Source organism: Bordetella avium, assembly GCF_034424645.1.
GTDB classification, from domain to species: domain Bacteria; phylum Pseudomonadota; class Gammaproteobacteria; order Burkholderiales; family Burkholderiaceae_B; genus Bordetella; species Bordetella avium.
Map to the genome: position 1 here is coordinate 1,733,803 of NZ_CP139969.1, position 16,384 is coordinate 1,750,186.

General features: G+C 60.7%; 15 protein-coding genes. 11 read left to right on the forward strand and 4 right to left on the reverse strand.

Translation table 11 applies throughout. The features are described 5' to 3' along the window. The first annotated feature begins 41 nt into the window (after positions 1 to 41). The 3 genes from glnH to glnQ all read left to right on the forward strand — a co-directional run bounded on the left by glnH (position 42) and on the right by glnQ (position 2,253). Entirely contained in the window at positions 42 to 788 is a 747-nt protein-coding gene (gene glnH / locus U0029_RS08260) for a glutamine ABC transporter substrate-binding protein GlnH (RefSeq protein ID WP_012417626.1), read from the forward strand. A gap of 80 nt (positions 789 to 868) precedes the next feature. Then, positions 869 to 1,528: a glutamine ABC transporter permease GlnP gene (gene glnP, locus U0029_RS08265; RefSeq protein ID WP_039051467.1), complete on the forward strand. Its 660-nt coding sequence runs from the start codon at positions 869 to 871 to the stop codon at positions 1,526 to 1,528. Further along, positions 1,525 to 2,253 carry a glutamine ABC transporter ATP-binding protein GlnQ gene (gene glnQ / locus U0029_RS08270; RefSeq protein ID WP_114851983.1) on the forward strand — a complete coding sequence of 243 codons (729 nt, stop codon included), beginning with the start codon at positions 1,525 to 1,527 and terminating at the stop codon, positions 2,251 to 2,253. Before glnP ends, glnQ begins: the two co-directional genes overlap by 4 nt. A gap of 44 nt (positions 2,254 to 2,297) precedes the next feature. On the opposite strand, the gene U0029_RS08275 is transcribed toward glnQ, so the two are convergent. The 3 genes from U0029_RS08275 to gmk are packed head-to-tail and all read right to left on the reverse strand — an operon-like array spanning position 2,298 to position 5,459. Continuing rightward, complete coding sequence (locus U0029_RS08275) at positions 2,298 to 4,568, reverse strand: RelA/SpoT family protein (RefSeq protein ID WP_012417623.1); 2,271 nt, start codon at positions 4,566 to 4,568, stop codon at positions 2,298 to 2,300. A 23-nt stretch (positions 4,569 to 4,591) separates the two neighbouring features. Next, positions 4,592 to 4,795, reverse strand: coding sequence for a DNA-directed RNA polymerase subunit omega (rpoZ, locus tag U0029_RS08280; RefSeq protein ID WP_003811126.1), 204 nt, complete (start codon positions 4,793 to 4,795; stop codon positions 4,592 to 4,594). 31 nt (positions 4,796 to 4,826) lie between these two features. Further along, positions 4,827 to 5,459 carry a guanylate kinase gene (gene gmk / locus U0029_RS08285; RefSeq protein WP_012417622.1) on the reverse strand — a complete coding sequence of 211 codons (633 nt, stop codon included), beginning with the start codon at positions 5,457 to 5,459 and terminating at the stop codon, positions 4,827 to 4,829. Between the two features lie 135 nt (positions 5,460 to 5,594). Between gmk and U0029_RS08290 the strand changes: the two genes are divergently transcribed. After that, on the forward strand, positions 5,595 to 6,365 hold the full coding sequence (locus tag U0029_RS08290) for an SDR family oxidoreductase (protein WP_012417621.1): 771 nt from the start codon (positions 5,595 to 5,597) through the stop codon (positions 6,363 to 6,365). A gap of 53 nt (positions 6,366 to 6,418) precedes the next feature. Here the strand turns inward: U0029_RS08290 and U0029_RS08295 are convergent, their stop codons facing one another. Then, complete coding sequence (locus U0029_RS08295) at positions 6,419 to 6,997, reverse strand: C40 family peptidase (protein WP_012417620.1); 579 nt, start codon at positions 6,995 to 6,997, stop codon at positions 6,419 to 6,421. A 235-nt stretch (positions 6,998 to 7,232) separates the two neighbouring features. Between U0029_RS08295 and U0029_RS08300 the strand changes: the two genes are divergently transcribed. The 7 genes from U0029_RS08300 (at position 7,233) to U0029_RS08330 (ending at position 16,285) form a co-directional block, all read left to right on the forward strand. Next, a complete protein-coding gene (locus U0029_RS08300) occupies positions 7,233 to 8,723 on the forward strand; it encodes an AMP nucleosidase (protein ID WP_114851984.1) in 1,491 nt (496 codons plus the stop codon). A gap of 68 nt (positions 8,724 to 8,791) precedes the next feature. Continuing rightward, the gene (locus tag U0029_RS08305) at positions 8,792 to 10,057 is read left to right on the forward strand and encodes a ParB/Srx family N-terminal domain-containing protein (RefSeq protein WP_012417618.1); all 1,266 of its coding nucleotides are present in this window, start codon (positions 8,792 to 8,794) and stop codon (positions 10,055 to 10,057) included. A gap of 252 nt (positions 10,058 to 10,309) precedes the next feature. Continuing rightward, positions 10,310 to 10,987: a response regulator transcription factor gene (locus U0029_RS08310; protein WP_114851985.1), complete on the forward strand. Its 678-nt coding sequence runs from the start codon at positions 10,310 to 10,312 to the stop codon at positions 10,985 to 10,987. Continuing rightward, a complete protein-coding gene (locus U0029_RS08315; protein ID WP_114851986.1) occupies positions 10,984 to 12,825 on the forward strand; it encodes a sensor histidine kinase in 1,842 nt (613 codons plus the stop codon). The genes U0029_RS08310 and U0029_RS08315 overlap by 4 nt, the downstream gene beginning before the upstream one ends. 244 nt (positions 12,826 to 13,069) lie before the next feature. Further along, positions 13,070 to 13,837 carry a SapC family protein gene (locus tag U0029_RS08320; protein WP_039051466.1) on the forward strand — a complete coding sequence of 256 codons (768 nt, stop codon included), beginning with the start codon at positions 13,070 to 13,072 and terminating at the stop codon, positions 13,835 to 13,837. Between the two features lie 11 nt (positions 13,838 to 13,848). Beyond that, positions 13,849 to 14,691 (forward strand): hypothetical protein, encoded by an 843-nt coding sequence (locus U0029_RS08325; protein ID WP_012417614.1) that lies wholly within the window; start codon positions 13,849 to 13,851, stop codon positions 14,689 to 14,691. Continuing rightward, positions 14,684 to 16,285 (forward strand): TolC family outer membrane protein, encoded by a 1,602-nt coding sequence (locus U0029_RS08330; RefSeq protein ID WP_114851987.1) that lies wholly within the window; start codon positions 14,684 to 14,686, stop codon positions 16,283 to 16,285. The genes U0029_RS08325 and U0029_RS08330 overlap by 8 nt, the downstream gene beginning before the upstream one ends. Positions 16,286 to 16,384 lie beyond the last annotated feature (99 nt).

Here is a 16,384-nt window from a genome sequence, read left to right on the forward strand (position 1 = left end):
GAGAGTCCGGATGCCGCCTATGGAACCATAGGGAGAAATCCATGATCAAGACGAAAGTCGCTGCGGTGCTGATAGGCTTTTCCACTGCGATGTCGGGTTCGATGGCAGTAGCCCAGGATAAAGAGCTGATCGTTGCGACCGATACGGCGTTTGTGCCGTTCGAGTTCAAGCAAGGCAATACCTATACGGGTTTTGATATTGACCTGTGGTCCGCCATCGCCAAGGAACTCAAGCTGAAGTACAAGCTGCAACCCATGGATTTCAACGGCATTATTCCGGGCTTGCAGACCAAGAACATCGATGCGGCCCTGGCTGGCATCACCATTCGCGATGATCGCAAAAAGGTGATCGACTTCTCCGATCCCTACTATGAAAGCGGGCTGGCTATTCTGGTCGCAGACAACAATAACAGCATCAAGAACGCCAAGGACCTCTCCGGAAAGACGGTTGCCGTCAAGACGGGCACCGCCACGGTGGATTACCTCAAGAGCCAGGTGCCCGATGCCAAGCTCAAACTTTTTCCCAATATCGACAACGCCTATCTGGAGCTGGCGACGGGTCGCGTGGATGCTGCCGTGCATGACACGCCTAACGTCCAGTATTACGCCAATACCGCCGGCAAGGGCCGCGTGAAGGTCGTGGGCACGGTCAAGAGCGGCGATTATTACGGGATCGCCTTCCCCAAAGGAAGCCCGATGGTTGCCGAGGTGAACAAGGCCTTGGCTACCCTAAAGGCTAACGGCGAATACGAGAAGATTTACGCCAAGTGGTTTGGCAAGCAGCCCTAAGATGGCTAAGGTGTAAAGGACAGGGTGGCCGCAGCGCGGGTTGACTCGCGGGCGGCCATCTTTTGCCTGAAGGGGGAAGCGTGAATTTTGATGTAGCCGTAATCTGGGATGCCTTGCCCAATTTGCTTGAGGGCACAATCATGACCGTCAAGATCACCTTCTGGGGCTTGGTCGGCGGTTTTATTCTGGGAGCGCTGGCCGGTGTGGCCCGTGCTTACGGGCCTCGGGCGGTCGCGATCATTGCGCAGATTTATGTCGCGATTATTCGCGGCACGCCGATAGTCGTGCAGGTCATGTTTATCTATTTTGCCCTGCCCCTCATGATCCCGGGGATGCGGGTCGAGGCGGAGTCGGCCGCCATCGTGACGCTGATGATCAATTCGGGCGCCTACATCGCTGAAATCGTGCGCGGTTCTTTGCTGTCGGTGGCCCGAGGGCTGAAAGAAGCTGGCCAGGCCATGGGCTTGCCGTTTTGGAAGATTCTCTGTCATATCATCGGGCCGGTCGCCTTCCGGCGCATGATTCCTTCGCTGGGCAATCAGTGCATCATCAGCTTGAAGGATTCTTCGCTGTTTATCGTGATTGGTGTCGCAGAGCTCACACGTCAGGGCCAGGAAATCATGGCGAGCAATTTCCGTGCCGTTGAAATCTGGTCGGCGGTGGCGATTGTTTATTTGATTCTTACGGGTTTGATGGCGTTGGGCCTGCGTCTGCTGGAAAAGAGGATGCGCATACTATGAGCATGGTTGAATTCAAAGACGTCATCAAGCGCTTTGGTGATGCGACGGTGCTCAATGGCATCACGGTCAATATCGATGCGGGTGAGGTCGTCGTGGTGGTCGGGCCTTCCGGTTCCGGCAAATCCACCTTTCTACGTTGCATCAATGTGCTGGAAACCATCGATGGCGGGGATCTGCGCGTGGATGGTTTTAGCGTGCGGGGCTCTGAGGAAGATGTGCGCACCATCCGGCGCGAGGCGGGCATGGTGTTCCAGCAGTTCAATCTGTTTCCGCAGATGACGGCCTTGGAGAACGTCATGTTCGGTCCAGTGCATACGCGCGGTCTCAGCCGTGAGGCAGCGCGCCAGATGGCGCGTGAACTGCTGGGCAAAGTGGGCTTGTCTGAGCGGATGAATCACTATCCTTCCGAGCTTTCCGGTGGCCAGCAACAGCGCGTGGCGATTGCCCGCGCCTTGGCGATCAAACCCAAGCTGATGCTGTTTGATGAACCGACCTCGGCACTTGACCCGGAATTGCGTCATGAGGTGTTGAAGGTGATGCGCGATCTGGCCGAAGAAGGGATGACGATGGTGGTGGTGACCCACGAAATGGAGTTCGCGCGCAAGGTGGGCAGCCGTTTGCTGTTTATCGATGGCGGCAAGCTGGCCCATGATGGTCCGCCCGAGGCGCTTTTGAATGATCCGCCCAGCCAGCGACTGAAAGATTTTCTACAGCACGTGGCCTGATAAGGCCGGGGCGCCCGTCGCAGGGCAGGGTGTTTGGCGGAGCCTCAACCTTTGACGCGAACGATTTTCTGCACCTGCGGTACGTGCCGGATAGCGCGTATGACCTGAGCCAGGTGCTTGCGGTTGTCGACCTGCACGGTGAGATGTAAGGCCACGGTGGAGACGGCGTCATCATGCATCGTGACGTGCACGATATTGGCGTCGGCGGCCGTGACTTCGGCGGCGATGCGCCCCAGCACGCCGCGTTCGTTACGCGTGACGATGTCCAGGCGGGTGGGCAGATGCTTGGCGGTTTGCTTGTCCCAGGCGACCGTTACCCAGCGTTCGGGTTCGCGCAGCCGCTGGCGCATGGCGACCGGGCAGTCTGCCGTATGCACGACCAAGCCATGGCCCAGTCTCATCCCGGCGATGATAGGATCGCCGGGCAGCGGCCCGCAGCAGGGTGCCAATTGCACCGCCTGGCCTTCATTGCCTTGGATCAGGATAGGTGCGGCGCGGGCCGATGTGATTTCATCGACATCGGCCGCCGTGGTGGCGAGCAGGTCATTCTCGGGCGCGAAACGGCGCGCCACGACAGCGGCCAGGCGTTTGCCCAGGCCGATGTCGGCCAGGATTTCATCGCGTGAGCTGGCGCCGGTGCTGCGTGCCAGCTTGCTCCAGGCAGGATCATCGGCCGCTGGCATGGGCATGTGTAATTCTTGCAGGGTCTGGGACAGCAGGCGCTCGCCAAAGGCGACCGATTCTTCGTAACGGACGGTGCGCAGAAAGTGGCGGATTTCAGAGCGGGCGCGGCCGGTGCGCACGTAGTTGAGCCACTGCGCATTGGGGCGCGAGGCCGGCGAGGTGATGATCTCGACCGTGTCGCCGCTGGCCAGCTCGGTGCGCAGCGGCACGAATTCGTTGTTGACCTTGGCAGCTACAGCCTGGTTGCCGATATCGGTATGGATGGCATAGGCCAGATCGACCGGCGTGGCGCCTCGGGGCAGGGAAATGATTTTGCCGCGCGGGGTGAACACATAGACGGCGTCAGGGAAGAGATCCACCTTGACGTGTTCGAGGAACTCGCCCGAGTCGCCGGTTTGGCTTTGGATGTCGAGCAACGACTGCAACCATTGATGGGTGCGTTTTTGCAGATCATTGAGCGTCAGATCGGCGTCTTTGTACAGCCAGTGCGAGGCCACGCCTTCTTCGGCGATATGGTGCATGTCACGTGTGCGGACCTGGAACTCGACGGGGGTGCCGTAAGGGCCGACCAGCGTCGTGTGCAAGGACTGATAGCCGTTGATTTTTGGAATGGCGATGTAGTCTTTGAATTTGCCAGGAACGGGGCGGTATAGCTGATGCAGCGTGCCCAATGCCAGATAGCACTCCGGCAGCGTGTGCACCACCACGCGAAAGCCGTAGATATCCAGAACCTCGGAAAAGCTCTTTTTCTGGTCCGCCATTTTGCGGTAGATGCCGTAGAGCGTTTTCTCGCGGCCGGAAACCTCGGCCTCGATGCCGGCGGCGGGCAGGGCGGCCCGCACGGCATCCTGAATTTTGCCGATGACTTCGCGCCGATTGCCGCGCGCGGCCAGCACCGCCTTGTAAAGCACTTGATAGCGATTGGGGTGCATGGCTGCGAAGCACAGGTCTTGCAGCTCGCGAAACAGCAGGTTCAGACCCAGTCGGTGAGCAATGGGCGCGTAGATCTCGAGCGTTTCGCGGGCAATGCGCCGTCGCTTCTCGGCGCTGACCGCATCCAGCGTGCGCATATTGTGCAGACGGTCGGCCAGCTTGATGAGAATGACGCGCACGTCGCGCGCCATCGCCAGCAGCATTTTGCGGAAACTCTCGGCTTGCTGCTCCGCCTTGGTGGCGAAGTCCAGCCGCTCGAGTTTGGACAGACCGTCAACCAACTCCGCGACTTCGGGACTGAAGCGCTCGGCTAGCTCTTGTTTGCTGACACCCTGGTCTTCGATGACATCGTGCAGCAGGGCCGCCGACAGGGCATGCACGTCCAGTTTCCAGCCTGCACAGATCTCGGTGACGGCAATGGGATGAGAAATATAGGGCTCGCCGGAAGCCCGGAACTGGCCCAAATGGGCCTGGTCTGCGAAGCGATAGGCTTCGCGCACACGCTCGACCTCTTTGGGGTCGAGATAGGTGCTGATGATTTCGGTCAGGGGGGCCAGCGATGCGATCGGAGGACTTTCCGGAGCACCGCCGCCGCCGTCGGCCAGCGTCTTTTTGCTGTTTCGCCGCCCTAGGCGAGACCCGGCTCGCAGCGCGGCGAGCAGACCCGAAGAGGCATACTTCAACCCGGGAAAAGCCATGCTAGCCGCCTCCCCGGCCCGAATCAGGTCGGGACTTTACGGAGCATTTCCAGGCCGGTGAGGCCCGAGGCGATTTCGCGCAAGGCGGTCACGGTCGGCTTGTCCTTGCTGTCCAGGCGCGGGGCATGGCCCTGGGCCAGCTCGCGGGCGCGGTAGGTCGCGGCCAGCGTGAGCTTGAATCGGTTGGGGATCTGGTTCAGACAATCTTCGACAGTGATACGGGCCATGGAGAAATACCTGGGTGCGAAAAGAGGGGGTTCAGTGCGATGCGGGGATGCCGAGCTGGGCGAACAATTCGGCGTTGCGCACGGCCTGAGACGAGAAACGCAGCCGAGCGGCGCTGATGATCTGCGTCAGTTCCGACAGGGCTAAGCTAAATTCTTGATTAATAATAACATATTCGCATTCTGGCGCGTGGGCGATTTCGCCGCCCGCAGCGAGCAAACGGCGCGAAATCACTTGCTCGGAATCCTGGCCGCGCGCTTTTAAGCGCTCCTGCAAGGCTTCGATGGATGGCGGCAAGATAAAGATGCCAATGGCTTCAGGGTAGCGCTGCTTGACCTGGCGCGCGCCTTGCCAGTCGATTTCGAGCAGGACGTCCTGGCCTGCGGCAGTGGCCGCGTCGATGCGCCCGCGTGGGGTGCCGTAGAAATTGCCGTGCACCTCGGCCCATTCCAGCAGGTTGTTGGCCTCGCGCTGGGCGAGGAAGGCTTCTTTGGTCACGAAATGATAGTCGCGGCCGTCCTGCTCGCCGGGGCGCGGCGCTCGCGTTGTGCTGGATATAGACAGCACGATGGAGGGGTCTCGGTCGAGCAAAGCGCGAACCAGGCTGGATTTGCCGGCGCCGCTGGGGGCCACGACCATGAATACATTGCCGGAATGAGCAGACATGAGGAAAAAAACGCACGGTGTGAGAGGCGAAGCATAGCAAAAGAGGCGGCTTGCGCGCCAATTTTCCCTACTTTCGGTCCGACATAAGGCTTTGCGGTAGGATTCTCGCGTTACAGATAAATGCGGGAGAGCACGATGCAGTCAATCCTCACGCCCGGGTCGCGGGTAGCGCTGGTGACCGGCGCGGGTACTGGCATTGGCCGGGCAGTTGCGCTGGAGTTTCTGGCGCAGGGCTATAAGGTGGTGCTGGCCGGGCGGCGCCGTGAGCCCTTGGAGCAGACGCGTATTTCGGCGGGCGCAGATGGCGCGCGTGCGCTGGTGGTGCCTGCCGACGTCACGCAGGAAGCCCAAGTGCGTGCCTTGTTCGACGAGGCGCAACGAGAGTACGGCCGCTTGGATGTGCTCTTTAACAATGCCGGACGCGGTGCGCCAGCGGTCCCGATTGAAGACCTGCCGGTGGAAGTCTGGCGTTCGGTGGTGGACACCAATCTCACCGGCATGTTTTTGTGCGCGCAAGCCGCGATCCGCCTGATGAAGGCGCAAAGCCCGCGAGGAGGGCGCATCATTAATAATGGTTCGATCTCGTCTCATACCCCGCGCCCGAACTCGATCGCGTATACCGCGACCAAGCATGCGGTAACCGGCTTGACTAAGTCGATTTCGCTCGATTGCCGTGCCTATGACATCGCCTGCGGGCAAATCGATATCGGCAATGCGGCGACCGATATGACCGAGCGCATGGCGCAGGGGGTGTTGCAGGCCGATGGCAGCACGCGCGCAGAACCGCGTATGGATGTGGCGCATGTAGCGCAGGCGGTGGCCGCCATGGCGCAATTGCCTTTGGACACCAATGTGCAGTTCATGACCATTATGGCGACCACCATGCCTTTTGTGGGGCGGGGCTAATCCCAGGGGGCGAAACCGCCCGACGGGCGGCTTCGCGTCTTGCTGCGTAGGACTTAGCGCAGGTGCGCCAGCATTTGGGTGGGAGCGTCTTTGAGATAGCTGCGGGCGCCGACATAGCGTTTGGCCCAGTAGCGATTATCGAGTTTGTCGATGCGGACATGCGAGCCGCGCGAGGGAGCGTGGACAAACTGGTTACGTCCGATATAGATGCCGACGTGCGAGGTGACGCCGCGCCGGTGCGTCGCGAAAAACACCAGATCGCCAGGACGCAACTGCTGGCGGCTCACACTATGGCCCGATTGGCGCTGGGCGCGTGAGGTGCGCGGCAGGTCGATGCCGGCCGTTTCGCGGAACACGAAGAGCGCCAGGCCGCTGCAGTCGAAGCCATCGAGGTCATCGCCGCCCCAGATATAGGGCGTGCCGATCTTGGCGAGACCGGCCTGCACGATGCGGTCGCGCAGTGTGGGCACGGTGGGCTCGTTGCTGAGGCGCAGCCCTTGAAGGCTGCCCATCGCAATGGGCGGTAGTGAAGCTTGCGCCGCACCGAAAAAACAGAGCGCCAGTAATGGGGCGCAGAAAATCGAGAATAGGGTGGGTCTGAGTCGGCGTACTTTTCGCGTAGATGGAGTCATGCGGGCACTTTCGGACAGCAAAGTGTGGGCGGATGGCTTCAGGAACGGCTAGCAGTTCCTGGCGTTAAGCCGATGGCAAAAGCGCAACCTTACCAGCGGGAGGGATAATAGGTTATGAAATAGTGTTTCATTATATTTTCCATCTTTCAGCGAGAATCTAGGCTTGCAATATGGCCTACAGGCCGATGCGGCATAATCGGCGCAGCGTGCCGCCTTGGCCGCGCAGGAAAATCAGATGAGCGCAGTGTATTCAGCAGCCACTCTTTACCGGCCGGACCCCGTGCCCTTCGAGCGTTTCGACGATGCGCAAGCGGCGGTCGAGCGCCTGACCCAGATTTATGACCGCAATACGGACTTTTTGCGTCAGGCCTTTCGGGATGTCTTGCATGGACGTGATCTGGACGGCCGTGTGCGCGCGTATTACCCCGCCGTGCGGATTTCGGTGCAGACCTATGATCCCATCGATTCACGTCTGTCTTATGGACATGTCGCCGAACCGGGCCGTTATCAGACCACCATCACACAGCCGGCCCTGTTTACGGACTATCTGATCGAGCAAATCGGGCTTTTATTGCAGAACCACGGGGTGCCCGTGGAGGTCGGCGAATCGGACATGCCGATTCCCTTGCATTTTGCATTTCCGGAAGGAACCTATGTCGAGGGTGAGCATCTGGAAAGCCTGAAGCGGCCGCTGCGAGATCTGTTCGATGTGCCTGATCTTGCCGTCACGGACGACGCCATCGTCAATGGTTCCTGGCGGGGCCGCGATGGCGAGCCGAATCCGCTTGCGCCGTTCACGGCCACGCGGGTCGATTACTCGCTGCATCGCTTGCAGCACTATTCGGCCACCGCGCCTTCGCACTTTCAGAATTTCGTGTTGTTCACGAATTATCAGTTTTATGTCGATGAATTTTGCGCCCGGGCCCGCGCGCTGATGGCCCAGGGCGGCGGTGATTACGATGCGCTGGTCGAGCCGGGTAACCGCATCACCCGGCGGGGTGAAGTGGCCGCGCCGCCCGATCCCTCGCAGCGTTTGCCGCAAATGCCGGCCTATCATTTGATCCGACCGAATCATTCGGGCATCACCTTGGTGAACATTGGGGTAGGACCCTCGAACGCCAAGACGATTACCGACCATATCGCCGTGCTGCGCCCGCATGCCTGGCTGATGTTGGGTCATTGCGCTGGCCTGCGCGATTCGCAGCGTCTGGGCGATTATGTGTTGGCGCATGGCTATGTGCGCGATGACCATGTGTTGGATGCCGATTTGCCCACCTGGGTGCCGGTGCCGGCGCTGGCGGAGGTGCAGGTGGCGCTAGAGCAGGCCGTTCAGGAGGTGGCCGGGCTGTCGGGCTGGGATCTGAAACGCATTATGCGCACCGGGACGGTGGCCACGATAGACAACCGCAATTGGGAGTTGCGCGACCAGGGCGAGCTGGTGCAGCGCTTCGCGCAGTCGCGTGCGATTGCGCTGGACATGGAGTCGGCCACGATCGCGGCGAATGGCTTCCGTTTCCGGGTGCCCTATGGCACGCTGTTGTGCGTGTCCGATAAGCCCTTGCATGGCGAACTCAAGCTGCCGTGCATGGCCAGCGCCTTTTATCGCCGTCAGGTGAATCAGCATCTGGAGATCGGAATCAAAGCGCTGGAGTTATTGCGTGAGATGGCGCCCGAACGCTTGCATTCGCGCAAGCTGCGCTCGTTCACGGAAACGGCGTTTCAATAGGCTGTCTATGTCGGCGTAATAATCGAAGACCATACTCCGGCTTCTGTACTCAATCCGGGAAGAGGGATATGTTCGTGTTGCGCTCTGGAATTCGCTATCGCCGCGCTTTGGCCGCGTTCGCCGTTTTGGCCTTGCCCCTCGCGCTGGCCGCCTGCGGTGGCGGGGATCATGAGGATGATAAGCCGGCGGCCGCCTCTTCCGGGCGTAATAGCGCTTATCTGGCAGCCCAGGCCGGCGACGTGATCGGCGTGCGTATCGAGGAGCTGAACCCGACGCAGGGCGCGATCGGTTACGACCAGATCTATTACAAGCTGGGCCGCTGGCAGGGCGACTTCAGCCGTCCGACCTGGCCTCGGAACTCGATGCCGTACCTGGATTATCTGAATCGCACCATCGGCAAGAAATTTGACGACTATTGCGAAGATACCGGACGCAGCGCCCGTGCCCAGCCTTTTGCCTCTGTTCAGGAGGCGGAGCGTGCGCGGCTGGATGATCCGTCTACATTCACCTGCCTGGATGAGCCCGGCGCCCATCCCGAGGCGCTGAAAACCGTGGTGGTGGGTTGGGACGGCAATCTTTATCTGACGGATGGCCACCATTCTTTCTCGGCGCTGCGCGAGATCGCTGACGGCGGCCCCAAGCTGAAGGTCTGGGTCAAGGTGGACGCCAATTACAGCCATATCCCGACGCGCGAGGCCTTCTGGCAACGCCTGGTTGACGAGCGCAAGGCCTGGCTGCGCGATGGCGATAATCAGCCCATCACGGTAGACCAGTTACCCAAACGGCTAGGGCTGGCCCATGCTGAAGAGCCGGGTGGCATGCAGGATGATCCGTATCGCTCGCTGGTCTATTTCACCCGCGATGTGGCGTACTCCAATGGCGGACTGCCGGAGTTTGCCGAGTTTCTTTGGGGGGATTGGCTGCGTCGGCAGACCGCCAATGGCAGCCTTGCGCCGCTGTCTAACTACAAGACCGGCCCGTCCGCGCCGCTTGCCAGCGTGCTGGCGGAGAGCACACTGAAAAAAGACCTGAGCGTGGCGGGCAGCAATGATAGTTATGCGGCCTTGGTGCGGGACGCCGCCCTGCGCATGAATACGCTGGCCGGTGGCGATGCCGTGTTCGGCGATACGACGGCTCGGCAATTAGGCCATTTCACGCTCTTGGCGGGGCAGGAGGCCGGCACGCCGACCAAGGCGGCACGCGATGCGTTGGAGGAGCTGCCGCGCATGGACGTCAAGAGCGATGGTTCGCCGCGCACGGGCGGCAAACTGCGCTATTCGGCGAGCTACCGCCATTGCGGCAAGCCGGCGCCTGGCACTTGCTGGGGATGGTGACGCGCGGCCGCCTTGAGCTTGCGCGGCGGGGCTTGGCCTCCCGTTTTTGACCAGGAAAGGCCGGCGCCACGGCCTGTCGGATATATGGAATTATTACGTTGTAATAATATTGCGAGGAAACGGCGCCTATAGGTCTTGGTAGAAGTACTGTGAAAGGATATGCAAGACTATGAGCGTATGAGATGCAAATAGGGATGTAAGTCCCCTAATTTGGCATAATCTTAATAGTTTGTCGCAGTCATCCCCGCCGATATGTCCTTTCAGCTTCCCGTTCTTGACTCGTTGCTGCGCGCTCCCGTCTTGCTGATCGAGGACGAGCCCTTGCTTTGTAAGCGTTTGGAGCAAGTGTTGCTGCGCCTGGGCTATGCCCCGTCCGCGCTGAGGTTCGCGGGTTCGCTGGCGCAGGCGCGCACCGAGTTGGCACGGCAAACGGTCGCCCTGGCGCTGGTCGATCTAGGTTTGCCTGATGGCAGCGGTGTGGATCTGATTGCCGAGATGCGCGCTGCCGATTCCGAGATGGCGATTTTGGTGATTTCCGGCTGGACTTCGGAAGAGGCGATCCTGGCGGCTTTGCGCGCCGGCGCCTGTGGCTATGTGCTCAAAGAGCGTGATGATCTGGAGGTGAGTATCGCCATCCGCAGCGTGCTGAGCGGTGGAGCGCCCATCGATCCCTTCCTGGCGCGGCGCCTCTTGCATGAGTTCCGTATTCCGCTGGTGGGACAAGCCGACAATACGGGGCCGCTGAGCCCGCGCGAGGCGCAAATTTTGCGTCTGGTGGCGTCGGGCCTGGGCAATCGCGAGATCGCGGAGCAATTGCATTTGTCGCGTTATACGGTCGAGCGCCACGTCAAGCACGTCTACCGCAAACTGCTTGTGTCTTCCCGAACCCAGGCGATTCATGCCGCAAGGGTGCGCGGGCTGCTGGATTGAAAACGCTGCTGGCGTTGTGCTGTCTGCTGAGTTGCCTGGTGTCGGCCCGGGTGTTGGCGGCTTCCGAGTGTAGTGCAGACATCCTGCGGGTAGCAGCCGCGCAGGCCGCCGAGGGTCAGATGCCCAGCCAGCTACAGACCTGGCAAACCGTGACCCTGCCCGATGCGTGGCGTAGCCGCTGGCCGGATTATCGCGGCAGTGTGTGGTACCGCATCGAATGGCAATCGCATTGTGGGGCGGCGCTGGGGCTGTTGCTGCCTGCAATCAAGATGGCGGGCGAGGTCTACAGCAACGACGACCTGCTTTGGCGCGACGCGAGCCTGGTCGAGCCCTTGTCGCGTAGCTGGAATATGCCGCGGTATTGGGTATTGCCCGCCTCCTCGCTGCATAAGGGTGTCAATACCCTGTGGGTGAGGGTGGTCGGGCGCGCGGACTTCGGTGCAGGGTTGGGGCCAGTGCATATCGGGCCGGCAGCGCAGATCCAGGCTTTGTACGATGACACATTCTGGCGCCAACGCAGCCGCTATATTCTGAATTTGGTGGTGTCGCTGTCGCTGAGCGGCCTGTTTTTCTGCGTCTGGGTCGTGCGGCGCTCTCAGCGCGACTATGGCTGGTACGCCTTTTGCACCCTGTGCTGGGCGCTGTTTGTGGCCAATGTGTTGATGACGTCGCCCTGGCCTTTCGCAGATTCTGCGATGGCGCTGCGAGCCAACACCATGGCCCTCGTGTTGTACGTCGCCGGTTTTTGCATGTTCACCTGGCGTTTCGGCGGCCAATCCTTGCCCCGCATCGAACGCGCTCTCTGGGCCTGTAACCTGGGGCTTTTGGCCTTGTTGGCCCTGGCGCCGGACGCTTATCTGGTCCCGGCCGTAGTCGCCAGCGTGGTCCTGCCTTCCTTCGTGTTCTTTGCCAACTGTATTCAGTTTCCCTTTCATGCCTGGAAAACCCGCGAACCTGATCATCTGATCATGGCCGCCTGTTTGCTGGTGTTTCTGGTGGCGGGTGTGCATGATTTTCTGTCCGCGTTCGGCTTGATCCAGACCGATACGGTTTACACCCCCTTCACCAGCATTGCGGCGACACTGTCGATGGCGGCCGTGTTGGGGATGCGTATCTCTCGCAATATCTCCAAGGTCGAGCGGTTTAACCAGGAGTTGGCGCAGAGCGTGCAACAGGCTCGCGCCGAGCTGCGCGCTTCGCTGGCCCTGGAGCATTCGCTGGCCTTGGCCAATGCCCGTCTACAAGATCGTTTGCAATTGGCCCATGACTTGCATGACGGGCCGGGCGGATCGGTGGTCCGCATGATGGCCCTGGTGGAGCAGACCGACGAGCCTTTGCGTAGCCAGCAGGTGCTCTCCATTTTGAGGCAGATCCGGGATGATTTGCGGCAAACCATAGATAGCGGGGCCAGTGAAGACATGCCGGTGCCCGCATCGCCCGGGGAGTGGATTGCGCCCCTGCGACACCGCTTCACGGTGCTCTTCGAGGCCTTGGATATTGCCGTGTCCTGGGAGATTGCCTCAGCCTGGGCACAGCGGCCGGACGCAAAACAATGCCTGGCCTTGACCCGCTTGCTCGAAGAGTCCCTGACCAATGTGGTCAAACACAGCCAGGCAAACAAGGTGAAAGTGGTGTTGCGGCATACGGCCGAGCAGGGTCTGATGTTGAGTGTGGAAGACGATGGCGTCGGCTTTGATGTGCAGGCCGTGTTGCAGTCTGGGCTGAGCGTGGGCATGCGCAGTATGCAGGCCCGTATCGCCCGCGTGGGCGGATTTTTGGAGCTGGCTTCGCGACCCGGACATACCCTGCTGACGGCAAGCCTACCCCCTGTGCGCTGAAAATTTCAAATATGCCGGTAAGTGTCTAGTTATTACGTTCAACCTCTTTGAAATACCCAGTTTCAGGCATAGCGAGCATTGGCAGAATTCAGTCTAATTGTTTCGATTTCTAGCATCTGACTTCGATGCTCCCACGTCCCGCGTTTCCGAAAGAACCATTACGGCTTTTGGCGTCGGCTCGGGACCGGTAGCGTTTGCGGATGTTTATAAGAATTGGTAACAGTTTCAAGGAGGAATGCTCGCAATGTCCGCAACCGTTTTTTATGAACGCGCCGTGGCCCTGGATCGTGCCGCACACCAAGACACCAAAATTCAGATTCAACCCGATCACTACGCCTTTGCCCGCGAGACCAATGCTTTGCCGATCGCGGCGAGCGAGTTCGCTGATGCGGGGCGTCATTACCCCATTGTTTTCGTGGGTGATGAGCAGGGTCATTTCCATGTGGCCGTGCTGCTGGGGCTGGAAGATCGCTCCAACCTGTTTGTGACGCCGGACGGTTTGTGGAAGGCCGATACCTATGTGCCGGCTTTTGCCCGCCGCTATCCCTTTGTTCTGGGCACGACCTCGGAGGCGGACCGCCTTGCGGTGTGCATCGATGAGTCCTATCCGGGGATCAACAATGCTGAGGGTGTGGCCCTGTTCGAGGACGGCAAGGAAACCGCTTATCTGAACCAGATGATGGAGTTCCTGCGCGTGTTCCAAGGCGAGATGGAGCTGACTAAACAGATGGCGCAGCGTCTGAACGAGCTGGGCCTGTTGGTGGCTAAGACCATCACGATCTCCCAAGCGGGCGGTGATCGCTACCTGAGCGGTTTCTGGGTCGTGGACGATCAGAAGTTTGCGGGTATTGACGATGCGCGCGTGCTGGAGCTGCATCGCTCGGGCATTTTGCGTCTGATCGAGTTGCATCGCGCCTCCCTGGGCAATGTGGCGCGTCTAGCTGCCATGCTCGACGAACAGCGCCGCCAAACGGCGCAGCAAGCGGCTGAGCCCGAAGCATCGGTGGCCTGAGGGCGGCCGATATGCAAGCTGCGACGCCCGAGGCGGCTGCCGGCGACATCCACATCCCCCTGCATACCCTGCGGGGGGAGCGGCGTTTTTGGGCGGATCGTTTGCTGTCCGTCTTCAAGGGCAAGCAGATCGACGGCGTCGAGTGGTCGATGAAGTTCTCGCTAACCGGGCTGGTGGGCAACCGCTTTCTGCTCGGGGTGCAACGCGAGCACTGGGGCCGACTGGATTTCTCCACGCTGCCGCGAGATCTGGCGGTTCCGCAGAGCTTGTGGATGCGCATCCTGCAAGACATGGAGCAGGCGCGCGCCATGTTCTTTGCCTATGAGCCGGATGCCCAGGGGGGCGATACCTATCGCATTTACCTGGAGTTCATGCCCGCGCCCGAGGCCTTGCGGCAATTTGGCGTGCTGCCATTGGGCTGTGGGTATAAGTGGCGGCCTGCCGATTCCGGCGTGGCGGCCGTCACGGGCTATCGCATGCGCTACCTGGACAGCGCCGAAGCATTCGACGCCTATTTGCAAGCCCATCTGGCCCGTCTGACCCGACCGGCGCTGCGCGACATGGCCTGCGATGTCATTGCCCGTGCGGCGGCGGTGGCCGATCCCAGACATTTCATGTTTCTAGAAGTCGACGAAGCCGAGACCCGGCGAGACTCTTTCACGGTGACCTTTCGCGGCGCGGATCTGCCGCTACGCGGTTTCATTCCCGATTTGCTGCGTTTGGCCGCTAGCCTGGCGCTGCCGGCAAGCGAGGTATTGGGATTTCTCGTGCCCGACGAACCGCGCAGCTTGTATAGCCTGGCTGCGGGCACGGGGCGGGATGGCCATGAGTTCCTGACTGTCTACTATGACTGACAACAATCTCTTTGTACGGCCTGCCCGTACGGTCTTGCTGATGGGCGCCACGATCCTGGGCCTGGGCGCCTGCGCCTCGGGTGGATCGCATCTTGCCGAGGCGACGCCCACTCAGGTGCGGACCGATGCCTGGCTCTTGAAGACGGGGCTGTCCGGCCCTCAGGAGGACTCGGGCTTTGCCCAGCCGGCGCCGAGCGCGCGCATGGATCAGATCGAGCCGGTGCCCGCGCCGGTCTTCGATAGGCAGACGGCTTTTCCGGCGCCTGCGGCCTATGATGCCGATGACATGCCGGCGTATAACGCCGCCGAGCTGCCCGCGCAGACGGAGCCGATGACCTTGGATCAGGTCTATCTGATGGCTTTGCAGAACGATCCGCAGCTGCGCGGCGCCTACCAGGAGCTGCAAGCGGTGGGCTATGGCGTGACGGCCTCTCGGGCGGGACTCTTGCCTGGCGTGACCGGCGAGTACAACCGCGCTCAGGTCAAGCAGAATGTGGTCAATAGCGCCAACGCCGTGTATCAGGCCGGACAGGCCAATTGGACCGAGACCGGGTGGGCGCTGACGTTGACGCAGCCCATTTTCGATTTGGGTGCGTATCACAAGTGGCGCCAGGCGCAGGAAGCCGAGCGCAAAGAGGTGGCCAGCTATGCCTATGCTCAGCAGGATCTGATGCTGCGTACGGCGACCGCTTATCTGAGCATTCTGGCCTCCCAAGACCAGATCGACTTGACCGAGGCCGAGCGCGATACGACGCAAAAGCAGATGGAGCTGGTGCAGGCGCGCTATCACAGCGGACAGGAAACCGAGGTGGGCGTGAGCGAAGTGCAGGCCCGGCTGGACTTGCAGCAGGCCAATACCTTATTGGCCCGCCATGACTATCTGGACAAACAGCAGGCGCTGCAAGAGATTATCGGCTTTGGCAATGTGAAGTTGCGCCGCGTGCGTAAAGACCTGCCCATGAGCCTGCCGCAACCCAATGATGCGCAGCTTTGGCTGCGCACGGCGCTGGAGCAGAACTGGTATATCCGCGCTGCGGCGGCAGCGGTGGCGGTGGCGGAGAAGGAAGTCTCTGTACAGCGGGCTGGCTATTATCCCAGCGTCGCCTTGCGCGCCTCGACCGGACGCAATGAAACCGGCGGCAGTCTTTTCGGTGGCGGCAGCACGGTGGGCGATACCCGCGTTAGCGTCAATCTGAGCGTGCCTATTTTTCAGGGCGGTTACACCCAGGCCATGAGCCGGGCTGCGGCAAGCCGTTTGGGCGCGGCCTCGTCGGAGCTGAGCCTGGCCCGCCGCAAGGTGCAGCGCCAGGTGTTTTCTTCTTTCCAGAACATCGTGATCGGCATGGACCGCATCAAGGCGCTGGACAGTTCCGTGAAGTCGTTTGAACTGGCGCTCAAGCAGAAAGAAGAGGGTTTTCGGGCGGGCCTGAACGATATCGTCAGCGTGCTGGACGCCACCCGTAATTTGTACAACGCGAAGCGGCAGCAGGCCGAGGCGGGCTACAACTTCGTGCTCGATGGTTTGAAACTCAAGCAGGCGGCAGGCATGTTGAATGCGGCAGATATTGCGGCGATAAGCCAGCAAATCATGTAGCGCGCGCTGTCTGCGTGGCAAGAACAGGCCATCTTCAAAGATGGCACTACCTATTTTTGGCCGGGATGGCGCCGGCGACATTGAGTATTGGATAGCGAC

Coding starts and splice junctions, on each gene's coding strand:
- U0029_RS08310 (WP_114851985.1), top strand. CDS start 10,310: ATGTCCTTTCAGCTTCCCGTTCTTGACTCGTTGCTGCGCGCTCCCGTC.
- U0029_RS08290 (WP_012417621.1), top strand. CDS start 5,595: ATGCAGTCAATCCTCACGCCCGGGTCGCGGGTAGCGCTGGTGACCGGC.
- U0029_RS08330 (WP_114851987.1), top strand. CDS start 14,684: ATGACTGACAACAATCTCTTTGTACGGCCTGCCCGTACGGTCTTGCTG.
- U0029_RS08300 (WP_114851984.1), top strand. CDS start 7,233: ATGAGCGCAGTGTATTCAGCAGCCACTCTTTACCGGCCGGACCCCGTG.
- glnQ (WP_114851983.1), top strand. CDS start 1,525: ATGAGCATGGTTGAATTCAAAGACGTCATCAAGCGCTTTGGTGATGCG.
- U0029_RS08295 (WP_012417620.1), bottom strand. CDS start 6,997: ATGACTCCATCTACGCGAAAAGTACGCCGACTCAGACCCACCCTATTC.
- U0029_RS08320 (WP_039051466.1), top strand. CDS start 13,070: ATGTCCGCAACCGTTTTTTATGAACGCGCCGTGGCCCTGGATCGTGCC.
- U0029_RS08305 (WP_012417618.1), top strand. CDS start 8,792: ATGTTCGTGTTGCGCTCTGGAATTCGCTATCGCCGCGCTTTGGCCGCG.
- U0029_RS08325 (WP_012417614.1), top strand. CDS start 13,849: ATGCAAGCTGCGACGCCCGAGGCGGCTGCCGGCGACATCCACATCCCC.
- rpoZ (WP_003811126.1), bottom strand. CDS start 4,795: ATGGCCCGTATCACTGTCGAAGATTGTCTGAACCAGATCCCCAACCGA.
- glnH (WP_012417626.1), top strand. CDS start 42: ATGATCAAGACGAAAGTCGCTGCGGTGCTGATAGGCTTTTCCACTGCG.
- gmk (WP_012417622.1), bottom strand. CDS start 5,459: ATGTCTGCTCATTCCGGCAATGTATTCATGGTCGTGGCCCCCAGCGGC.
- U0029_RS08275 (WP_012417623.1), bottom strand. CDS start 4,568: ATGGCTTTTCCCGGGTTGAAGTATGCCTCTTCGGGTCTGCTCGCCGCG.